Annotated in this window: 17 protein-coding genes; 9 read left to right on the top strand and 8 right to left on the bottom strand. The window is 30.8% G+C overall.

Annotated features, from left to right (window positions below; genetic code table 11):
• Nucleotides 1–10: 10 nt before the first annotated feature.
• The 4 genes from SJY43_RS12220 to SJY43_RS12205 all read right to left on the bottom strand — a co-directional run bounded on the left by SJY43_RS12220 (nucleotide 11) and on the right by SJY43_RS12205 (nucleotide 4,820).
• The gene (locus SJY43_RS12220) at nucleotides 11–925 is read right to left on the bottom strand and encodes an EamA family transporter (protein ID WP_396601026.1); all 915 of its coding nucleotides are present in this window, start codon (nucleotides 923–925) and stop codon (nucleotides 11–13) included.
• 51 nt (nucleotides 926–976) lie between these two features.
• Entirely contained in the window at nucleotides 977–1,429 is a 453-nt protein-coding gene (locus SJY43_RS12215; RefSeq protein ID WP_396601025.1) for a cold-shock protein, read from the bottom strand.
• Between the two features lie 409 nt (nucleotides 1,430–1,838).
• Nucleotides 1,839–3,059: an outer membrane beta-barrel protein gene (locus SJY43_RS12210; RefSeq protein WP_396601024.1), complete on the bottom strand. Its 1,221-nt coding sequence runs from the start codon at nucleotides 3,057–3,059 to the stop codon at nucleotides 1,839–1,841.
• Nucleotides 3,060–3,260: 201 nt separating this feature from the next.
• On the bottom strand, nucleotides 3,261–4,820 hold the full coding sequence (locus SJY43_RS12205; RefSeq protein ID WP_396601023.1) for a DEAD/DEAH box helicase: 1,560 nt from the start codon (nucleotides 4,818–4,820) through the stop codon (nucleotides 3,261–3,263).
• A gap of 208 nt (nucleotides 4,821–5,028) precedes the next feature.
• Between SJY43_RS12205 and mgrA the strand changes: the two genes are divergently transcribed.
• Nucleotides 5,029–6,042 carry an L-glyceraldehyde 3-phosphate reductase gene (gene mgrA / locus SJY43_RS12200; protein WP_396601022.1) on the top strand — a complete coding sequence of 338 codons (1,014 nt, stop codon included), beginning with the start codon at nucleotides 5,029–5,031 and terminating at the stop codon, nucleotides 6,040–6,042.
• A gap of 15 nt (nucleotides 6,043–6,057) precedes the next feature.
• On the opposite strand, the gene SJY43_RS12195 is transcribed toward mgrA, so the two are convergent.
• The 3 genes from SJY43_RS12195 to SJY43_RS12185 all read right to left on the bottom strand — a co-directional run bounded on the left by SJY43_RS12195 (nucleotide 6,058) and on the right by SJY43_RS12185 (nucleotide 7,511).
• Entirely contained in the window at nucleotides 6,058–6,192 is a 135-nt protein-coding gene (locus SJY43_RS12195) for a T9SS type A sorting domain-containing protein (RefSeq protein ID WP_396603409.1), read from the bottom strand.
• A gap of 8 nt (nucleotides 6,193–6,200) precedes the next feature.
• Complete coding sequence (locus tag SJY43_RS12190; protein ID WP_396601021.1) at nucleotides 6,201–6,671, bottom strand: META domain-containing protein; 471 nt, start codon at nucleotides 6,669–6,671, stop codon at nucleotides 6,201–6,203.
• A gap of 126 nt (nucleotides 6,672–6,797) precedes the next feature.
• On the bottom strand, nucleotides 6,798–7,511 hold the full coding sequence (locus SJY43_RS12185) for a hypothetical protein (RefSeq protein ID WP_396601020.1): 714 nt from the start codon (nucleotides 7,509–7,511) through the stop codon (nucleotides 6,798–6,800).
• A 587-nt stretch (nucleotides 7,512–8,098) separates the two neighbouring features.
• Here SJY43_RS12185 and SJY43_RS12180 point away from each other — a divergent pair.
• The 8 genes from SJY43_RS12180 (at nucleotide 8,099) to SJY43_RS12145 (ending at nucleotide 14,912) form a co-directional block, all read left to right on the top strand.
• Nucleotides 8,099–8,440, top strand: coding sequence for a hypothetical protein (locus SJY43_RS12180; RefSeq protein WP_396601019.1), 342 nt, complete (start codon nucleotides 8,099–8,101; stop codon nucleotides 8,438–8,440).
• Nucleotides 8,441–8,748: 308 nt separating this feature from the next.
• A complete protein-coding gene (locus tag SJY43_RS12175; RefSeq protein ID WP_396601018.1) occupies nucleotides 8,749–9,303 on the top strand; it encodes an ExbD/TolR family protein in 555 nt (184 codons plus the stop codon).
• Between the two features lie 126 nt (nucleotides 9,304–9,429).
• Nucleotides 9,430–10,377 carry an isopenicillin N synthase family dioxygenase gene (locus SJY43_RS12170; RefSeq protein ID WP_396601017.1) on the top strand — a complete coding sequence of 316 codons (948 nt, stop codon included), beginning with the start codon at nucleotides 9,430–9,432 and terminating at the stop codon, nucleotides 10,375–10,377.
• Between the two features lie 63 nt (nucleotides 10,378–10,440).
• Nucleotides 10,441–10,770, top strand: coding sequence for a translation initiation factor (locus SJY43_RS12165; RefSeq protein WP_396601016.1), 330 nt, complete (start codon nucleotides 10,441–10,443; stop codon nucleotides 10,768–10,770).
• Nucleotides 10,771–10,774: 4 nt separating this feature from the next.
• On the top strand, nucleotides 10,775–11,716 hold the full coding sequence (locus SJY43_RS12160) for a DUF1835 domain-containing protein (protein WP_396601015.1): 942 nt from the start codon (nucleotides 10,775–10,777) through the stop codon (nucleotides 11,714–11,716).
• A complete protein-coding gene (locus SJY43_RS12155) occupies nucleotides 11,706–12,575 on the top strand; it encodes a nucleoside phosphorylase (RefSeq protein WP_396601014.1) in 870 nt (289 codons plus the stop codon). The genes SJY43_RS12160 and SJY43_RS12155 overlap by 11 nt, the downstream gene beginning before the upstream one ends.
• A gap of 13 nt (nucleotides 12,576–12,588) precedes the next feature.
• Nucleotides 12,589–13,443 carry a substrate-binding domain-containing protein gene (locus tag SJY43_RS12150; protein WP_396601013.1) on the top strand — a complete coding sequence of 285 codons (855 nt, stop codon included), beginning with the start codon at nucleotides 12,589–12,591 and terminating at the stop codon, nucleotides 13,441–13,443.
• A 92-nt stretch (nucleotides 13,444–13,535) separates the two neighbouring features.
• Nucleotides 13,536–14,912, top strand: coding sequence for a TlpA family protein disulfide reductase (locus SJY43_RS12145; protein ID WP_396601012.1), 1,377 nt, complete (start codon nucleotides 13,536–13,538; stop codon nucleotides 14,910–14,912).
• 56 nt (nucleotides 14,913–14,968) lie between these two features.
• Here SJY43_RS12145 and SJY43_RS12140 read toward each other — a convergent pair whose 3' ends face one another.
• The gene (locus SJY43_RS12140; protein ID WP_396601011.1) at nucleotides 14,969–16,525 is read right to left on the bottom strand and encodes an NAD(P)H-hydrate dehydratase; all 1,557 of its coding nucleotides are present in this window, start codon (nucleotides 16,523–16,525) and stop codon (nucleotides 14,969–14,971) included.
• Nucleotides 16,526–16,535: the final 10 nt, after the last annotated feature.

Genomic DNA, 16,535 nt, shown 5'->3' with positions numbered 1-16,535 from the left:
AATAGCTTGTTTAACGTCCAATACTTCTAAATTTAAAATGCCGTTTGGTATTAATAAAATAGACACCTGTTAATAAAACCGCTGCTGCTATTATAGATTGTAGCGATATATATTCATCTAAAATCCACCAACCTAAAATTAAAGCTATAATAGGATTTACATACGTTGAAGTTGCCACTTTTTCTGGAGATACTTCCTTTAATAAATAATTAAAAGCAGTAAAGGCTATTATACTACCAAATAAAATAAGCCCTAACATAGACCATTTTACATTGTTCTGCCAAACATTTGGTAACGACCAAGGTTCATTTAAACACAAACTCACTATACAAAGCATAATACCACCTGCAAGCATTTGGTAACCTGTATTTACAAAATGATTTTTAGGCAAGTCTGCTTTGCCTACAAAAATACTAGCATATGCCCAGCAAAGCATACAAATAAATATAAGCACCATGCCTAATATTTGCCCGTCTTTACTAATAATTTCTTTTTGACTTACTAATAAAAATATGCCGATAAAACCTAAAACTACGCCAATGAAAGACATGGTTTTAATCTTTTTCCCAAGTAAAATACGCATCATGATTAGAACAACTAACGGCTGCGACGAAATCTCTAAAGCTGCAAAACCACTATCAATATATTTTAAAGCTACAACCGCTAATCCGTTTCCTAAAGTTAAAAACAGTAAGCCTGCAATACTAACATTAAGTAATTGTTTTCTAGTAATAGCAAGACTAATACCTAACGATTTAGCAATAATAAAAATGATTATACTAGCAATAAGGAACCTTACAGAGGCTAGAAAAAATGGAGGTAATTGCGAAACCGCAATTTTGTTGAGCATATAAGTGGCTCCCCAAATAACATAAACAGCAAAAAAGGCTAAAATAATAAGAACCGTTTTACGCGATGCACTCATATTTTAGCCTTTTGTATAATATATCTCTAGTATAAACCTAGAAACTAATTCTTAAATCTTCTTAACTCTAACGGCATTCATGCCTTTTTGGCCACGCTCTAACTCGTAAGTTACTTTGTCGTTTTCCTCAATATCTTCAAGTAAACCACTAACATGAACAAAATATTTTTCTTGGTTTATACTGTCTAAAATAAAACCAAAACCTTTAGAATGGTCAAAGAAAGATACTTTTCCTTCTTTGTTTGCAGGCTCTTCTTCTTCTCTATCTTCTTTCTTTGGGATGCCTAACTCAATACTCTCTGCTTCAACCTTTTCGCGCATTGCTGGGTCTGGTGGTGTATCGGTTAAATTACCATTAAAATCTACATAAGCAAACTGAATTCCTTGTGGGTTTTCTTTAGCTTCAGCTCTTCGAGCCTCTTTCTTTTTTTGCTTTTCTTCTCTCTTCTTTAAGCGTTTTTTTTCTTTTTCAATTTTGTTAAATGTGACTTGCGATTTTGCCATAGTTTTAAATACTCCTACTGGGTTTTTTGGATTAATAGACTGTAAATATACGCCTTATTTTCATGAAGTTATAATAATCAACTCATTAATAGTCTTTCGGTATATTAATCTGTTATTAAGCGTTGAATTAAGTATTTGGGCGTTACCCGAAAAGGGTCGGGCTGAAGCCTGACTTGAGCGAAGTCGAAAGGTTACAAGTCCTCACTCCTGCCTCGCTAAGGGCTTTCCTTTGCAATCCCTAACGCGGGTGTTTGATAGCTTTTGTTTTATAAAACCAAAAATTAGCGTTTTTGGGTGGTTCGATTAACCTTAAATCAAAAGATTTGTAGTGAATTTAATAACTAATCACAGACAAATAAAAGTGCGCTAGAGCCTTCGTAAGTGCACAAAAATTTAGCAAAATAGTTCTTTAGAATAATGAATATCCAAATATTATTGAAAAACTCTTATATTTCGTTTCCCAAGCTAAATAATCTGATAAAACTTCTCTAGCGAATTGATATCTAATTTCTAAACTATATTTATCATTTTGTTTATAGCCTAATCCAAAACCTAAATTTGGGCTTTTACTTTTAATATCTAATGAATTCAAACTTGAATTGTTGTCTTTTTTAAATTCTATTTGAGATTTTGAACTCAAATCAAATATGTAAGATGCATTTATGAACAGTTTAGAATCGTTATTGAGAAAGAAATAATGTCTTATGCTTAAAGGGATTTCAATAGATTTGTACTTAACTTTTGCTACTAATTCATCTCTTGTACCTACACTATTAGTTTTTTCTTCCTTAAAACTTTGGAAGGTAGGCTCTAGGGCTATAGCCCATTTATTATTATTAAATGGTAAAATAAGCTCAGCTTCTAATCCAAGGCTAACCCCTTTTTTATTACCGAAATTAGTATCTCTGGTATCGGTAAGGCCGTGTTCTATTTCTAATGATGAATTAGTTATACGTGGTCTTATTGTTAGATTAAATATATCTACTTTCTTTGTTGGCTCAAAATTAATTAAGGTATCATTATAACATTTACTGTAATCAGTAAAAAATCGTATTAAATCTGGTTTCTTATAATCGATATTTTCAATTTTACTCAATTTAAATGTTGAACATTTTAAATCAGTCCATAATTGTTGTCTAAATCTATTATTTATGCCTATTTGACCTAGATCGGTTTCATACCTCTTATATATTAATTGCTCAATATTAAGATTATCTATACTGTAAAAATATCGTATTAAGCTACCTTCAATATATTCATATAAATTAGCCTTACCTTCAATTAGTAGTTTTAAGAAAATAGTGTCTTGATTAAAAACAGGCATTTTTTTATTACTCAAACTTTTAATTAAATTGCTTGACCTATCAATATTTACAGTACTTCTAACATATTTTGAAATATTATCAACACCAAATTCGCTAATTGATTTTATTGTTGCAATTTTCGATTCACCATTTTCTAAGAGTTTATATTCAAATTCAGTTGGATTATTTTTCCAATCTGCATTTTTTATTAAACATTTAGTTTTTTGATTATTATTATCAATGTAATATCCTTTTTCAAAAGAAATCTGCGAAAAACAATTTAGACTTAAGATTATAGTTAAAAGAAATAAAAGCTGTTTTTTCATTGTTAGTTTAATTTTCGATGTTTTTAGTTTAATTGAAATTGTAAATATGCTTTACTGAAAAAATAAAGTAATATTTCAATTTGTTTTATCATTTAATAAAACAAACTTAGAAGATTTTATTTACAAAGACAATTAAATAACTATTAAACTATAAGTTATTTTCAATTTCCTAAAAACTCAAAAAAACACCATTAATAAACACTAATCCTCAGGCGGAAACCCATGAATCTCCTCAAAAACTTCATCAAAATTTTGACGCAAATAAGAATTTAGTTTTTTACGGTAATCTCCCTTTAACCAATCCACGAAGTTGTAAGTGCTTTTACTGATGCACTTGGTGTAACGTTGTATTCTGAAGTCTATATCGTCACCAAGTTGTTTTGCTAATGCTAGCGCATCGTATACATCTTCGCTGTTTTCAATACAAATTTTACCGTGTTGTTCAATAGAACGTTCTAAAACAACTTTTGAAGACTCCCCATTTCTAATAGAATCTACATAGGTTTTTTGAATATCGAAATGCACATCTTCAGATTTTGCAAATTCTGCACGCAAAGCATCTGGCATTTCATATCTAAAATTGCTTTCTAATTCATCATCAGTTAATATAGAATCTAAATAATAAGTAGGCGATTTAAATATGCGTTGCCAATCTAAACCATCGCCCCAAGGACCAAACCTATGGAAGTTGTTACCTAAATCGATAACAGAAAATGATTTTTTATCTTTTAAAATACGCGATCCACGACCAATCATTTGGTAGTAAAGTGTCAACGATTTTGTTGCTCTGTTTAGAATAATACTTTCAACCGTTGGCTCATCAAAACCAGTTGTTAATATACTAACAGAAGATAAAATCGCTCCAGGTGTGTTCTTAAACCATTTTAAGATCATGGCACGCTCTTTTTTAGTATTTGTATTGTCTAAATGTGCAATGGGATAACCAGCTCTTTTAAACGTATCGTACACATGTAAAGAAGTCGTGATACCATTATTAAAAATTAACGTTTTTTTATTTTTGCAACGCTCCTCATAAGCTTGTAATAGCTTAGATAACATGTCGTTATCTGTATACAGGTCTTCTGATGATTTAACTGTGTAATCACCATTCGCACCTACTACCAAAGAGGTTAATCCAACGTTATAAGTAAACATTTCTGCTCGTGCCAAAAAACCGTTTTCAATAAGCGATTCTATACTTTCACCAACAATTAATTCATCATAATTATCAGTCATTGGTAATTCAATACTCGAGCTTAAAGGTGTTGCAGTAACCCCTAAAATAAACGACTGACTAAAAAACTTGAATAACTTTGTAAACGAATTATAATGTGCCTCATCAATAATTACTAAACCAATATCAGAAATATCTAGTTTATCATCATTTAATCTATTGTTTAAGGTTTCAACCATGGCTACAAAACAGCTATAATCTGCTTGATCGCTTAAATCTGCCTTACTATCAACTACTTTATTATTTACACCAAATTCTGTAAGCATGTTTGAAGTTTGCTTACATAATTCTATACGGTGTGTCATTACCAACACTTTCTTTTTGTGATGCTTTAAATACTGCCTAACTATTTCAGAAAAAATAACCGTTTTACCACCACCTGTTGGTAATTGATAAAGTAAATGATAATCTGCTGGAGATTCTTCAAAAGCTGTAAAAATTTTATCGATCGCTCCCTTTTGGTAACTATATAAACTTTTGCCTTCTGCTCTTTCTTCTAATTCTAATTCTGCTTTCGTACTCGACATATATTAAATTTTGCGACGTGCAAAAATAACACCTTTAAAGGGTTTTTACAGCATGTTTTTAACGAAAATTTTAAAGGAATTATACTAAAGGTTTATTTATTAATTTTAATTCTTACAAAAAACGACCAATCTTTTGTTATTAATCAAAGAAATATACAATTGAAACTTATAATGTTTTCTTTACTTTTGAAAAGAAAAAATACTTGATATGCAAATTAACGATAAATCTGAAGTAAAAAACTATTTAGCTAGCGATGCTAGATACAATACAATGACTTACAAGCGCTCAGGAAAAAGTGGTGTGCTTTTACCTGCAATTTCTATTGGGTTATGGCATAATTTTGGTTTTGTAGACCCAATCCAAAACGGACGTGACATTCTTAGAACGGCTTTCGATTTAGGTATTACGCATTTTGATTTAGCAAATAATTATGGACCACCTTACGGTTCGGCAGAAGAAAACTTCGGAACTATATTTAAAAAAGACTTTAAGCCTTACAGAGATGAATTATTTATTGCTACAAAAGCTGGTTATGATATGTGGCCAGGACCTTATGGTAATTTAGGTTCAAGAAAATATTTAATTTCAAGTTTAGACCAAAGTTTAAAACGTATGGGTTTAGATTATGTTGATATTTTTTATCATCACAGACCAGATCCAGATACGCCGTTAGAAGAAACTATGGGAGCGTTGGCAGACATTGTTCGCCAAGGAAAAGCATTATATGTTGGAATTTCAAATTACAGTCCTGAGGATACGCAAAAAGCAGCTAAACTTTTAAAAGAACTGAAAGTGCCTTTCATTTTGCATCAAGCTAGATATTCTATGTTTGATCGTTGGGTTGAAGATGGACTTCTTGAAACATTAGATAAAAATGGTGTTGGGTGTATTGCCTTTTCTCCATTGGCACAAGGTATGCTGACGGATAAATATATTAATGGAATTCCTGAAGGTTCTAGAGCTTCTAAAGATTTAACGTATTTAAATAAAGCGGCGGTATCTGATAATTTGGATAAAATTCAAAAGTTAAATGCTATCGCTAAAGAACGCGGACAAAAACTATCGCAAATGGCTATTGCTTGGATATTAAGACAACCACAAGTAGCGTCGGTTTTAGTTGGTGCAAGTAGTTCTAATCAATTAAAAGAGAATGTAAAAGCTTTAGATGGTTTGAGTTTTTCTGAAGAGGAATTGACTATGATTGATGGGATAATTTCTTAATTTTTCACAAACTTCTTAAAAGTAAGTAGTATTCCCTAAATCATCTTTTATTGAAAGAATATACATGCCTTTTGACAAGCTTTCAACGTTAATTGTTTCAGCATTTGACAAGATTTTTGATATCCTCAACCTACCGACTAAGTCAACAATTTCAATTTTTAATTTTTTAAATTTTGAGAAGAAGAAAATGATAATTCATCAACTACAGGGTTTGGATAAATTGAAAATATTGATTTTATAGTTTTGCTTGTTGAAAGTTCACCGTTCCAGAAAAAGGCACTATCTCCATTTGGAGAATAAAGAGCTAATTGGCATGAACTTCCACTAAGTAAACAACCGATACTAAAGTTATATGTGGTAGAAGGCTGGAAGAAACTAAAATACAAATTTTCAAAATCTGAATTCCCTAAATTATTGCATGTATCTAATGTTGTAGATGTAGAAATAATTGTAAAGGCTCTTCCGTTAATTTCATCATAATCGTATTGCCCTTCCATGGTATTACAAACGTATGTATCAAAAAAAGTACTTGAGGATTCATTAAAATTTATAATAATTTGATCTCCATTGTCATCGGTTTGTCCATCATCCAGATTGAGAACATGATATGTCGTATTATCAATTACCAAATATTCTAAAATCCATTCACCTGATAGTGGTGATTGTGAAAACCCTAAAACAGATATAAATAAACAGAAAATTATGTGGTAATTCTTTTTCGTAAAACAATATTTACAACAAAGATAATAAAAATATTACTCCTTCATTACAATAATTGTAGCTTTAACACCTGTAGCTAGGTTCCATTGGTTTTGAGAAACAAGGATGCCCTTATCGTCAACTACCCTAAATTCTGCGGTATTTGGTCCAGATTCTCCTTGGTTTAATGCAACAAAATCTATTTTATTAAACCCTTTTTGCAAATCAAGCTTAAAGCCTTTAAAGCCTCCTGTTAAAAATACTCTTGGATGAATAATATCGTCGTTAACACGCACCTGGATAATGTCGCCATCAACATAACCATGATCTCTGTAAACAACATTTACAAATTTAGAATTGGTTTTAAAATCGCCTAAATATTGATCGACTTTACTCCCATTTCTTAAAGCTACTTCTTTCTCATTAAGCTTTAATTCTTCAATATTTTTATCTATTTGTTTGGTATACAATTCACCAGGATTACCAAATTCTTCTTCTGGAAACATTGAAAACTCCTTTTTTGGAGCGTCAAGACTAGGTGCTACCCTTGGTCTATTCATTCCAAAAGTATTTTCGTTTTCAATAGGTTTAGAAGGTGTTAACGGACTTATATCTGCTGTATCCTTTTTGCTTTCAATAGCAGGAATGGCGGTAGATTTCTTTTTACTATCTATTTGTGCTTGAGTAGATAGCGAGAAGCTAATAAGGCAAATAAATAGAGTAAAAAGCTTTACTAAGTTATTATATTTTAAAATTTGTATTAGAGCCATAATATTTTTCAAATATATTTCTTTCTTATAAATACCACAGTATTAATCAAAATATTTAATAATGCTTTAACAACAACCGTTCCTAAAACTAATTAGCGACCTTGTTTCTTACTTACCTCTTATCTAGAATAGTTAAAATATGTTAATTTATTACTTTGTTATACATAGCACCGTAACAAAATTAATTGATAGTCGCCTATTCTGTATAATCGAAAAACAATAAATAATTATTAATCAATCAAAATCAAAAATTATGAGAACTTTAAACAACAATCAATTATCAGGAACTTTAAACGGTACAAAAAGCCATACATGGAATACAAAAAGGCGTTATAGATAAATAACAATTCAGTATTAAAATATAACAATTCAGATATATAAAATTCTAAATACTAGAGCCTTAAAATATATTTGCACCATAATTAAATCATTAATCAATCAAAATCAAAAAATCATGAGAACATTAAACAACAATCAAATTACAGGAACTTTAATTGGAACAAAAAGTAACACTTGGAACCGCAAAAGACGACATAGATAGTAATCCGTCTTTTAATACCTAAAATTTCATCAATCAATCAATCAAAATGAAAACAATCAAAACAATTTTATTGGCTACTATTTTAGTATTTAGTAGCCATGTTTCAGCAAACACAGAAAGACCAAAAAATGAACCTATTTCAGTTGAAGAGCAAATCAAAGCGTTATTAAAAAATTCAGATTTAGCAATTTACAATGATGTAGCTATTAAATTGAAATTTAAATTAAATGAAAGTAATGAAATTATCGTTTTAACTAATAATTCGAATGATGATGATATTTCAGAATTCATTAAAAAAAGGTTGTATTTAAAAGAACTTAGCATAGACAAAAATAATGCAAGCGAATTCTACTATATTCCTGTAAAATTTATATCAACTATTAAATAGTATTACGTTTTTTAGTTAGGAAGCTTAATAAAACTAAAGACGTTGCAATGTTTATGTGACGTCTTTTAAAATCTAATTTTCATCAATCAATAAATCAATCAAAATGAAACCAATCAGCAAAATATCTAGGTGTTTAAATAGTATTACTCAAGAACATATAATGACTAATAAGCGCATTATAGATTTTCGTATTTCACATAATGGCCTTTGGAAAAGCGCTAAACGATACGCGCACTAATCTGGAAATCTTGTAGTTATGGTATTGTTTTTGTGAGTTAATCAACACATTAACATTTAAATCTATAATTATGAGACACTCAAAATTAGTACCAGAAGTGAATGCAGGATCTATGGCAGATATTGCGTTTTTATTACTTATCTTTTTTTTAGTAACCGCCACAATATCTTCAGATGAAGGCATTAACAGATTACTTCCTGAAGATTGCCCAACTAACGATTGCGGCGGTATTATTTCAGAACGAAACATTTTAAAAATTGCCATCAACAATAATGACGAGATTCTTATTGAAGATGAATTAGTAACTATTAGCGATATTAAAGATATTGCTAAAAGCTTTATTGATAATAACGGCGATAGTAGCTGTAGTTATTGTCTTGGGGAAAAGTTGAGCATATCTTCCGAAAACCCTAAAAAGGCTGTAATATCTTTACAAAACGGTAAACAAACCACTTACAAAACGTTTATTGCTGTACAAAATGAACTTACAAAAGCGTATTACGAATTACGACAAGCTTATAGTTTGAATGTGATTGGTAAAGCTTCAGATAAGTTATCTAAAACTGAAGAAAAACAAGTTAAGTTGGCCTATCCGTTTATACTCTCGGAAGCTGAAACTATGTAATTTTCTTTATAAATGAGCTATTTTGGAGGCAACCAGAATGGCTCATTTGTTTTACTATCGAATGCACCTCTATAAATTTGAATGTTTTTGTACATTTGTGTTATTCACATTTTAAAATCATACTATATGAATAGCATACCAAGTGTTAATTTAAAAGACTTTCTTTCTGAAGATCCTGTTAGAAAACAAAACTTTGTAGATGCCATAGGAAAGGCTTATGAAGAGATTGGTTTTGTGGCACTTAAAGGTCATTTTTTAGATGATGATTTAGTTGATAATTTATACAAAGAAGTAAAAAACTTTTTTAGTTTACCAACAGCAACCAAACAGAAATATGAAATTCCTGGAATTGGAGGGCAACGTGGTTATGTGTCTTTTGGTAAAGAAAGTGCTAAAGGAAAAAAAGAAGGCGATTTAAAAGAGTTTTGGCATTTTGGTCAATATGTAGATGATAATGATAAGCTTAAAGCAGAATATCCAGATAATGTAACTGTAAATGAACTTGCAGAATTCAATAAGATTGGTAAAGAAACCTATAGAATGCTTGAAAAAACGGCTAAACATGTTTTACGTGCTTTAGCATTACATTTAGGCTTAGAAGAAACTTATTTTGATAACTATATACATAATGGAAATTCCATTTTAAGGCCTATACACTACCCGCCTATTACACAAGAGCCAGATGAAGCTGTTAGAGCCGCGGCACATGGCGATATTAATTTAATAACACTTTTAATGGGCGCCCAAGGTAAAGGTTTACAAGTCCAAAATCATAAAGGTGAGTGGATTGACGCTATTGCCGAAGCAGACGAATTAATGATTAATGTTGGCGATATGCTTTCTAGGCATACTAACAATAAATTAAAATCTACTATTCACCGTGTAGTTAATCCACCAAAAGAACTTTGGGGAACATCGCGTTATTCTATACCATTTTTTATGCATCCCGTTAGCGAGATGAAATTAGATGTTTTGGAAGGTTGTATTGATAAAAATAATCCGAAACAATTTGATGATATAACTGCTGGTGAGTTTTTAAACGAACGTTTAATTGAATTAGGGCTTAAAAAATAGTAGGCAGCTCACAGTTGCTTACTCTTATTTTTTACTGCGAACTGAATACTGTATAAAGATACAATGGATTTACAAGACCAACTAAAAAACTTATTTCCAGAACACATTGAAGAAGAAAGTACTTCTGAAATAACTGATGCTTCTGATATTTGGATGCAAGACGATCCTATTCTTTGTAAATATGAAAAGCGCAAAGGAAAACCTATAACCATACTTGAAGGTTATACAGGTGCTACAGAAGATTTTAAGAAATTAGCTAAAGAAATAAAAACTAAACTAAGTGTTGGCGGTAGTTTTAAAGATGATAAAATTATTATTCAAGGTGATTATCGCGATAAAATTATGCAAATGCTAAAAGATAAAGGGTTTAATGTAAAACGTGTTGGCGGATAGATTTATGGATAAACAACCACTCCACATTACAAATGGCGACGTTTTAACTAACGTGTTAAACGACTTAGACGTTGAAGGTGTTAAATTAACCTGGCAAGAACTATTATGTGAAGGCCCAACTTCAGAAGAAGTTTTTTCTAAAGAGTTTCTGGAAGCCAGAAAATTGTTTTTTGAACAGTTTTATGGTATAGATTTAGACTTTGAACTCATAAAGATAGAATTAGATAAATTAAACAATTCAGAAAATTACTCTGAAATTGTGCTTTGGTTTGAATATGATTTATTTTGTCATATTAACATGATAGCTGTGATTAGTCTTATCAAACAAAAAAAAATAGATCTTCCTATTTATTTAGTCTGTAGCGGAAGAATTGCGGGTAGTAAAAGATTAAAAGGTTTAGGTGAATTAAAACCCAATCAACTCTTAAATCATTACAAGAAAAAGGTTTTACTTAATGAAGAAGATATTGATATGGCAACAACAATATGGAGTATTTACTGCGGTATAGACCACAATTTATTAAAACCTTACATCGTAAAAAGCTCTTCGTTTGAATATTTAAGTAATTGTTTAAAAGCACACTTAAAACGTTTTCCAGATTCAATAGATGGATTAAGTATTCTTGGAAGACACATACTTGAAATTATTAAAAAAGAAAAGATTACATCTAAAAACCATTTATTAGGTTATGCACTTAATTACCAGGGGTATTATGGTTATGGCGACCTTCAATTTAAAAGAATAATAGAAAATTTAAGTATTTTTTATTTAGTTTCTGAAGATTGCATAGAATTAAACCGTAAAGGACACGAAGCGTTACTTGCACAGCATAATTATGCTTTAGAATTAAATGATAATATGACTTTTGGTGGTGTTAAAAAAATTGATTTTCTTTTTAATGTATCCGAAAATAAACTTGTAAAATCTACATTAAATGCCAATTAAAGAATCTGAACTTATTTTAAATCCAGATGGAAGTATTTACCATCTAAATTTAAAACCTGAACATATTGCAAATACGATCATTTTAGTAGGCGATCAAGACCGTATTAGTAAAGTAACTTCTAATTTTGACTCTATTGAATTTAAAACACAAAAACGCGAATTCAAAACGCAAACTGGTCATTTTAAAGGGAAACGAATAACGGTAATTTCAACAGGAATTGGCCCAGATAATATAGATATCGTTTTAAATGAAATAGATGCGCTTGTTAATATAGATTTTTCAACAAGGCAAATAAAAGAAAACCTGAAAAGTCTTAATATTATTAGAATAGGAACTTCTGGGTCACTACAAGAACACATTCCGGTTGATGGTTTTGTCTTAAGCACACATGGTTTAGATATTAATGGAATGCTTCATTCTTATCAAATAAATTCAATTAGTAATTCAGATATTGAAGATGCATTTATCAAGCAAACCAATTGGCATTCTAATAAATCAAGGCCTATAGTTGTTAATGGTAGTAAAAAACTATTAAAAAAATTAGAAAGTGATATAACCTACAAAGGTTTAACGGCAACTGCTGGAGGGTTTTATGGCCCACAAGGAAGAGTTTTAAGATTACCAGTTCAAGATGCTGAGTTAAACTCTAAAATGGATGCTTTTATGTTTAATAATATTTGTGTTTCCAATTTTGAAATGGAAACTTCTGCCATATTCGGATTAGCAAAATTATTAGGTCATGAGGCCATGTCAATAAATGCTATTATAGCGAATAGAGCTGTTGGAACTTTTAGTAAAAACCCTGCAAAAACCATAGAAAACCTTATCACTTATACACTAAATAAAATTACAGAATAAATTAATTAATTTAATGAAGAAAGTAAATATTGGCGGTGTACCAGAGCATTTTAACTTAGCTTGGTACTTAACGTTAAAAAACGGAGAATATAAAGAAGAAGATATTAATTTACGTTGGCATGATTATTACGGTGGTACCGGTGCTATGTGCAAGGCACTTAGGAATGGAGATATCGATATTGCGGTTATTTTAACTGAAGGTATTATAAAAGATATTATAGACGGAAACCCTAGTAAAATTGTACAGACTTTTGTGCAAACACCCCTAATTTGGGGTGTGCATGTAGCTCATGATTCTAAGTATAAAGACGTTATAGACTTAAAAGGTACAAAGGCTGCTATCAGTCGTTATGGCTCTGGGTCGCATTTAATGGCTTATATAAATGCTGAAAACAATAATTGGGATTTAGAAAAAGACTTAGATTTTGAAGTGATTAAAAACCTTGATGGTGCTGTTGAAGGTTTAACCGAAGGCAAAGCCGATTATTTTTTATGGGAAAAATTCACCACAAAACCTCTTGTAGACGATGGTGTGTTTAGACGTATTGACAACTGCCCTTCTCCATGGCCTTGTTTTGTTATAGCTGTAAGAGACGAGTTTATAGAAAATAACGAGAAAGACTTAAAAGCTATTTTAGAAATCATCAATAACACAACTTCAGATTTTAAAGATATCCCTAGTATTGATAAATCTATTGCCAATCGCTATGAACAACAATTAGAAGATGTTCAAGAATGGTTAAGCATAACAGAATGGTCTCAAGAATTAATCGATAAAAAAACAGTTATGAATGTTCAAAAAGAACTGTTTGCTTTAAATATTATCCCAGAGATTGTTGATTATGAAAAATTAATACATAAACTATAACTGATTTTTATATCATCAAATGTTAATAATTCATCAAACAAAAACAATAACACATTAACAATTCCTATTTTTGATACCTAAATATATAGAAAATGAATAAACTACTTTGTATTGCTTTTGCAATAGCTCTTTTTGGATGTAAAAAAGAAATAAAAACCGACGACTACACGATTGTTTCTGGGAAAATCACAAACAAACAGGCTGGAGATGTTACTATGAATAGTGAAGATAGAACATTTAAAGAAGTAATTAAAATAGCCGCAGACGGTACTTTTATAGACACACTTAGCACAGATATTAAATCTTATGTGCTTTTTGACGGTACAAACCCTGTGTTTATAAATGCACAACCAGGATTTAAACTAAATATAGCTTACGATGCTTTAGATTTTGATAATACAGTTAATATTTCTGGTATTGGATCAGAAATCAACAACTATTTGCTTCTTAAAAGAAAGAGTGAAATGGATTTAAATAGAAAGAGTTCTGAAATTTTTGTGCAAGTTGAAGACGACTACAAAAAAACAATGTTAGACTTCAAAAAAACTCAAGAAGATATGCTGAGTAATACAAAAGGTTTACCATCAGATTTTATTGCTAAAGAAACAAGAAATATAAATTACGGCTATTTTGGAAAATTAAAAAGTTACGAAAGAGCTCATAGACATTTCACTAAAAATCCAGCTTTTAAAGTTTCAGAAGGGTTTTTAAAAGATGTTTCAGAGTTAGATTATAATAATGAAGAAGATTTCGAGTTTTCTCGAAATTACAAAGGCATTGTAAATGATTATTACGAAGTAAAAGCACGTGAGTTAAGCCAAAAAGACTCCACAGCCTACGATTTGTCTTATGTTAAAACCGTGAGTGCTATTGAAAGTGAAACTATAAAAAACACATTGCTTTTTGATTTTGTAAACTTCAACATGTCATACTCAAATAATCTAGATGATTTTTATAAAATGTTCTTAGAAAATTCAACTAACGAAAAAAACAACGCGATAGTTACAGAGACATATAATAAACTAACAGCTTTAAAAGAAGGAAAGCCATCTCCAAAGTTTGTTGATTACGAAAATATTACAGGAACAAAAATGTCTTTAGATGATTTAAAAGGCAGATATGTTTATATTGATGTTTGGGCTACTTGGTGTGGACCTTGCATTCAGCAAATTCCACATTTACAAAAGGTTGAGAAAGCTTATCATGGAAAAAACATTGAATTTGTAAGCATTTCGATAGATAAACAAAGTGACTATGAAAAATGGAAAACTATGGTTATTGAAAAAGACTTAGGCGGAATTCAATTATTTGCCGATAACGATTGGGAATCTGCTTTTGTGCAAGATTATCAAATACAAGGTATTCCAAAATTTATTTTAATTGACCCGGAAGGAAACATTGTAGACGCTAATGCACCAAGACCTTCAAGTCCTAAACTTATTGAATTGTTTGATAAACACAATTTATAAACAACTCTCTTTGCAAAATAAAAAAGCCGCTATTTGCGGCTTTTTTTTATGGTTTATTATTGAGGTTTTTGTTCTTCTTCTTGTGGTGGTTCTGGCTGTTCTGGTTGTTTAAATAAATCTAAATAAGCTTCACCTAAATAATCAATAACATGACTTGCTATTAAACTTTGATAACCAAAATCCTCAACAGCGATGTCTGCAGATTTTCCATGTAAATACACACCAAAAATAGCTGCTACAAGTGGATTATAGCCTTGTGAAATTAAACCAGTAATTACTCCTGTTAAAACATCTCCGCTTCCTGCTGTAGATAACCCAGGGTTTCCTGTAGTATTAACATAAAGTTTATCTTCATAAACAGTAATGCTATTGGCACCTTTTATTATAACTATAACTTTATGTTTTTTCGAAAAAGCTTTTACTTTTTTTAATTTTTCAAAATCATCTTTCCAAGAACCAATTAAACGCTCTAGTTCTTTTGGGTGTGGCGTTAAAACTGTTGCTTCTGGTAATAATTTTAATAAGGCTTTCTTTTTAGAAAGGATATTAATACCATCAGCATCAATAACCAACGGTGCTTTGTTAGTTTTTAAAAATGAAGCAAAAGCACTAGCCGTTTTTGAGTCTGTCCCTACTCCTATTCCAAAGCCAACAACGGTTGGTTCAATATCAAATGTAATAGATGTTATTTTTTCCTCATGGCTATCTGTAATAACCATAGCCTCAGGAAAAGAAGTCTGTAAAGCATGATATCCACATTTTGGAACATAAGTTGAAATTAAACCCGCTCCAGCAGATAAAGCTGCTCTACTAGCTAAAGTAACAGCACCAATTTTGCCATAGCTACCACCAATAATTAATGCGTGTCCAAATTGCCCTTTATGAGAATATTTGTCTCTTGGTATGTAATTGGGTAGTACTTCAAGTTTTCCTATTAATTCAACCTCAGTTTGTGTGGTGTATAAGAATTCTTGGTCTAATCCTATATCTAAAACTTCCCATTGCACAGTAAATTTAGCTGTTTCGGGTAAAAAGAACACTAATTTTGGCGAAGCAAAACTTAATGTAAATCCGGCCCAAACAACCGCATCTTCATCTTCTACAGCTTTATCAGGAAACAATCCAGATGGTATATCTATTGATAATGTAAAAGCTTTACTAGCTCTAAAATGTAAAAACAATTTCTTTACCCATTCATCTACTGGTCTGTTTAAACCAATCCCAAAAACGGCATCTACAATAATATCATCAGGTTGTATTTCAGGAAATTCTTCAGCACAACTTAATAAAACAGGCCATTTTTTAGTAACATTTTTTACACGATCATAATTAATCAAAAAATCTTTTGATCGCTTATCACTACAATTAATTATAAAGGTATTTACATTATAGCCATGGGTTATTAAATGGCGGGCTAAAACTAAGCCATCCCCTCCATTATTACCTATACCACAAAACACGTGTATAGGCACTTGAGCACCTTGCATGCGCGCGTGCATCCAATTAAAAATTTGGGTCCCCGCACGTTCCATTAAATCGGTTGACGAAATATTTTGTTTTTCGGCAGTTAGCGCATCACCTTTATAAATCTGTTCTTTTGAAAATACTTTCATTTATACTTTT

The organism is Algibacter sp. R77976 (assembly GCF_044594645.1).
Taxonomy (GTDB): Bacteria; Bacteroidota; Bacteroidia; order Flavobacteriales; family Flavobacteriaceae; genus Algibacter_B.
The sequence above is the reverse complement of the archived record's forward strand: the minus strand, read 5'-3'. Positions and strand labels throughout refer to the sequence as shown.